The sequence below is a fragment of the Pediococcus damnosus genome, assembly GCF_001437255.1.
GTDB lineage: Bacteria > Bacillota > Bacilli > Lactobacillales > Lactobacillaceae > Pediococcus > Pediococcus damnosus.
Genome location: NZ_JQBD01000126.1, coordinates 1 through 3,720, shown reverse-complemented (window position 1 = coordinate 3,720; position 3,720 = coordinate 1). Strand labels below are relative to the sequence as shown.

The 3,720-nt window shown below is 35.8% G+C and carries 5 protein-coding genes and 1 tRNA gene; 5 read left to right on the top strand and 1 reads right to left on the bottom strand.

Annotated features, from left to right (window positions below; genetic code table 11):
• Positions 1-169: 169 nt before the first annotated feature.
• A tRNA-Arg gene (locus tag IV84_RS09985) sits at positions 170-243 on the bottom strand.
• A 182-nt stretch (positions 244-425) separates the two neighbouring features.
• Between IV84_RS09985 and IV84_RS09980 the strand changes: the two genes are divergently transcribed.
• The 5 genes from IV84_RS09980 (at position 426) to IV84_RS09965 (ending at position 3,692) form a co-directional block, all read left to right on the top strand.
• Positions 426-938, top strand: a complete 513-nt coding sequence (locus IV84_RS09980) for a hypothetical protein (protein WP_046872108.1) — start codon at positions 426-428, stop codon at positions 936-938.
• A 185-nt stretch (positions 939-1,123) separates the two neighbouring features.
• Complete coding sequence (locus tag IV84_RS11360) at positions 1,124-2,026, top strand: chloride channel protein (protein ID WP_250636826.1); 903 nt, start codon at positions 1,124-1,126, stop codon at positions 2,024-2,026.
• Entirely contained in the window at positions 2,026-2,685 is a 660-nt protein-coding gene (locus IV84_RS11355) for a chloride channel protein (protein WP_269084655.1), read from the top strand. Before IV84_RS11360 ends, IV84_RS11355 begins: the two co-directional genes overlap by 1 nt.
• Positions 2,686-2,703: 18 nt before the next feature.
• Positions 2,704-3,165: a GNAT family N-acetyltransferase gene (locus IV84_RS09970; RefSeq protein ID WP_046872100.1), complete on the top strand. Its 462-nt coding sequence runs from the start codon at positions 2,704-2,706 to the stop codon at positions 3,163-3,165.
• 125 nt (positions 3,166-3,290) lie between these two features.
• Complete coding sequence (locus tag IV84_RS09965; protein WP_056986594.1) at positions 3,291-3,692, top strand: TetR/AcrR family transcriptional regulator; 402 nt, start codon at positions 3,291-3,293, stop codon at positions 3,690-3,692.
• Positions 3,693-3,720: the final 28 nt, after the last annotated feature.

Sequence of the window (3,720 nt, the reverse complement as noted above, 5' to 3'; positions counted from 1 at the left end):
TTCACCAATACCAGAAAGTGTAGACCCATTTTAGTGAGGCTTTTCTTATTGAAAAAGGGTTGTCCTAATTTTTGTAAATCTGTGCGAAATATGGTTATTTTCTAGTAGTAAAAAAAAGAGATACCAGTATAACGGTATTTCTATTTAAAAAAGTCGCGATGTACCTATATGAACCGGGTGGGATTCGAACCCACGACCGTCCGCTTAGAAGGCGGATGCTCTATCCAGCTGAGCTACCGGTCCGCGTTATTGATTATAAAGTAAAAAAAAATGTTCGTCAACACCATTTATTTTAAACGTTAACTGCTTTTGATGATCAAACTAAAGAGACTTTGCCAATTCTAAAGAAAGAGTTACGTAAATGCTTTCATTTACACCCATTTTTCGGTATTATAAGAGTAGCAAGTATGAAGGAAGTTGATGACATGAAAAAGAAAATTTACTGGTTATTTCCCTTTCTCATCATAGGGTTGTTGCTAACGGGTTGTAACCGAAATAAAGTGTATGGCACGGTTGTGATCAGTTCAGAAAAGTACAGTCAGGTTCAAACAGACAAAAAGTACTTAAATCAATTATTAGGTGCCTTGGAAAAATTTGATTCTGAAAAACCAAAAACAGCAGATAAAATCTATACGAGTGTTGATGAATTAAACAAACAGGCAAGTAAGGGTATGTCTAAACAAGATAAACAACAATTAAAGGGTGTTTTAATTAGTAACGACAAAAGTATCAAACGGCAAGTCAAAAAAGCTTATGAAAAATATTATGGGTTTGACGATGATTTATCGGGAACGATTGGAATTGAATTTCACAAAGCAGTAAATTTGATGGCCAAGCCGATTACAAAACAAAAGGCAAACCGTGAAAAAGTTTATAATCAATTGATTAAGGATACTAAGGCTCAACAAAAGCTAAATAATGTTGGGACAAACCAATAGAACCAAGTTTTAAGTTCGAGAATGAATTCTCGGACTTTTTTACTCTCCAGAATAAAATTAAATATTGGCCAATCAACTAACGGTTTGTTTGTGGTATAGTTGTTTTTCGGCCTTTTTATAAATATATAATTACACAAGTATCAGCATCAAGTACGTGTAATTAGTAGGTGAGGGAGCAAGAAAATATGCATTTTGTTAACGGTCATACTAGTAATATTCGATTGAATTTTATCCTTAAAGCTTTATGTGTAGGCTTAATTACGGGATTAGTTGTCAGTTCATTTCGATGGTTAGCCGAATTAGCTGGTAATTTCAGTCTAAAAATTTATAAACAGGCGATTCATAATTATTGGTGGATTTTAGTTTTGATTATATTAGCATTTATAGTGACTTACATAGTGGGATTGCTTATGCGCGGGGATCCAAATATTAAGGGTGCTGGGATTCCGCAGGTAGAAGCCCAATTGTCCGGATTTATGGAAATGGACTGGCACTCAGTAATTTGGCGAAAATATTTTGCCAGTGTGTTAACGATGAGCACGAGTATTTTTGTTGGCCGTGAAGGACCCTCTGTTCAGTTGGGAGCAGCGGTTGGTCAAGGATTAGCTGAAACTAGACATTATTCGGCTTCGCAAAGACGGATTTTAATTGCTAATGGAGCTGCGGCTGGATTAGCAGCTGCTTTTAATGCGCCGTTGGCTGGAACTTTTTTTGTAATGGAAGAAATTTATCATAATTTTTCACCATTAGTTTGGATTACATCCTTAACCAGTGCGTTAAGTGCCAATTTTATTTCGTTGTATGTTTTCGGGCTGGGACCGGTGTTACCAATTAGTTATAATCACATTTTTCCACTTGGTCATTATTGGCAACTATTGCTTTTGGGAATTATTCTGGGATTAGCAAGTCGCCTATACCAGATGGGGTTATTAAAAGTGCCAGGGATGTTTGACAAAATTAAAACAATTCCTTGGTATTATAAAAGCTTGATTCCTATGTTATTGGTTATTCCAATTGGACTATTTTTACCAGTCACATTGGGAAGCGGTAGTCGTGTGATTTTAAATATTTCTCATGTAATGCCATAATGCCAAGTTTAACCTTTTTATTGATTTTGTTAGTTGTTCGTTTTGTCTTCGCAATGATTTCTTACGGTGCTGGTGTTGCGGGTGGCTTTTTCATGCCGATTTTAGCAGTTGGGGCTTTGATTGGAGCAATTGTTGGAAACGTACTTTATAGTGCTCACCTGCTTGATTTTAGTTTTGTTAATAATTTGATTATTTTTAGCATGGCCGCGTATTTTGCTGGGATTAGTAAAGCACCATTTACCGCAATTATGCTAATTACTGAATTGGTGGGAAGTATGCGAAACTTCATGCCGTTAGCCTTCGTTGTGCTAGTTGCTTACTTGGTTGTTGATTTAACAAATGGGGCGCCAATCTATGAATCACTGGCCGAGCGTTTAGCGACGTTTAAACAATTACCAATTTTTAAGGGACGTAACGAACAAATTCAGATTCCCGTTTATGCTCAAAGTTTGGTTGAAGATCAGCAGGTTCGGCGTATTGAGTGGCCTAAGGATAGCATTCTGGCCACAATTCGACGTGGTAGTCATGAAATTGTGCCAAGTGGAGATACGTTAATTATTGCAGGAGATTTGCTAATTTTTACAGTTTTCAGTGATAATAGTGGCAAAATCAGGACCAAATTGATCGCATTGACACAACTATTGACGGAAAATGGATAAGTTTTAGAGGAAAAAATTATGGAAATAAAGCGAATATTAAAATATACGTCTGAGCATTACACATTATTACTATCTGCTGATCCGCAGATTTCAATGGTAGAAACTTATCTACAAAAAAGCCGAGGTTTTCAGATGACTGATGGTGAATCTTTAGTGGGAGTTGTAGTTTTAACACCAATTAATTCCAAAAGGATTGAACTGAAAAATATTGCAATTAATTCTAAGTATCAGCATAGAGGACTAGCACAAACCTTAATCAAGTATGTGCTTCACTTTGCAAGACAAAGTGGATTTACTGAAATGGTCGTGGGTACGGGTAGTACGAGCTTTGAGCAACTTTATCTTTATCAAAAAATGGGTTTTCGATGTTTTGAAATTCGTACCAATTTTTTTAGTGATAACTATGCGAAACCGATAATTGAGAATGGGTTGAGGCTTCGGGATATGATTTTATTACGGCGAGTAATCGACAATGACTAACATCGAAAATGAAGTTAATTTAAATAATATTTTGAATATTAGCAATAAATCTAATTCTTTGTTTTTCGATAAAAGGTGCCGTAAAATGAGTGGCTGTAAAGCGTTAGAGCTTGTGGAGGTTTTCCATGAAAAATAAATCAGACCCAAGAGTTATCAAAACAAAAAGGCAGTTAAAAACGGCCCTTATATCCTTACTGGCTAAACAAAGTGTGGAGAGTCTCAACATACAGTGCATCACGAAAGCGGCTAAGGTCACACGAGGAACCTTTTATCTTCATTACACTGATAAACATGATTTTGTGAAAAAAGTAGTTCATGATTTTGTCAAAGATTTTTTTCGAAGTTCTTTAGTTGATGCAAAACCATTTTTGGAACAGAAAGTTCAAATTTCCGAACATCAAGTTCAGGTTTTTTCGCTAGAAGCGGGATTTAAATATATTGCAACTGAGTATCAAACCTTTATGGTCTTGTTTGGATTGACAGGTGAAAATAGGTTTAACGATGAAATCAAGTCGGAATTTTTTTAGTATGTGTCAAGTTTTCCTAGGTGCCTTA

Excerpts from the sequence above, each read along its gene's own strand:
- IV84_RS09965 (WP_056986594.1), top strand. The coding sequence starts at position 3,291 with ATGAAAAATAAATCAGACCCAAGAGTTATCAAAACAAAAAGGCAGTTA.
- IV84_RS09970 (WP_046872100.1), top strand. The coding sequence starts at position 2,704 with ATGGAAATAAAGCGAATATTAAAATATACGTCTGAGCATTACACATTA.
- IV84_RS09980 (WP_046872108.1), top strand. The coding sequence starts at position 426 with ATGAAAAAGAAAATTTACTGGTTATTTCCCTTTCTCATCATAGGGTTG.
- IV84_RS11360 (WP_250636826.1), top strand. The coding sequence starts at position 1,124 with ATGCATTTTGTTAACGGTCATACTAGTAATATTCGATTGAATTTTATC.
- IV84_RS11355 (WP_269084655.1), top strand. The coding sequence starts at position 2,026 with ATGCCAAGTTTAACCTTTTTATTGATTTTGTTAGTTGTTCGTTTTGTC.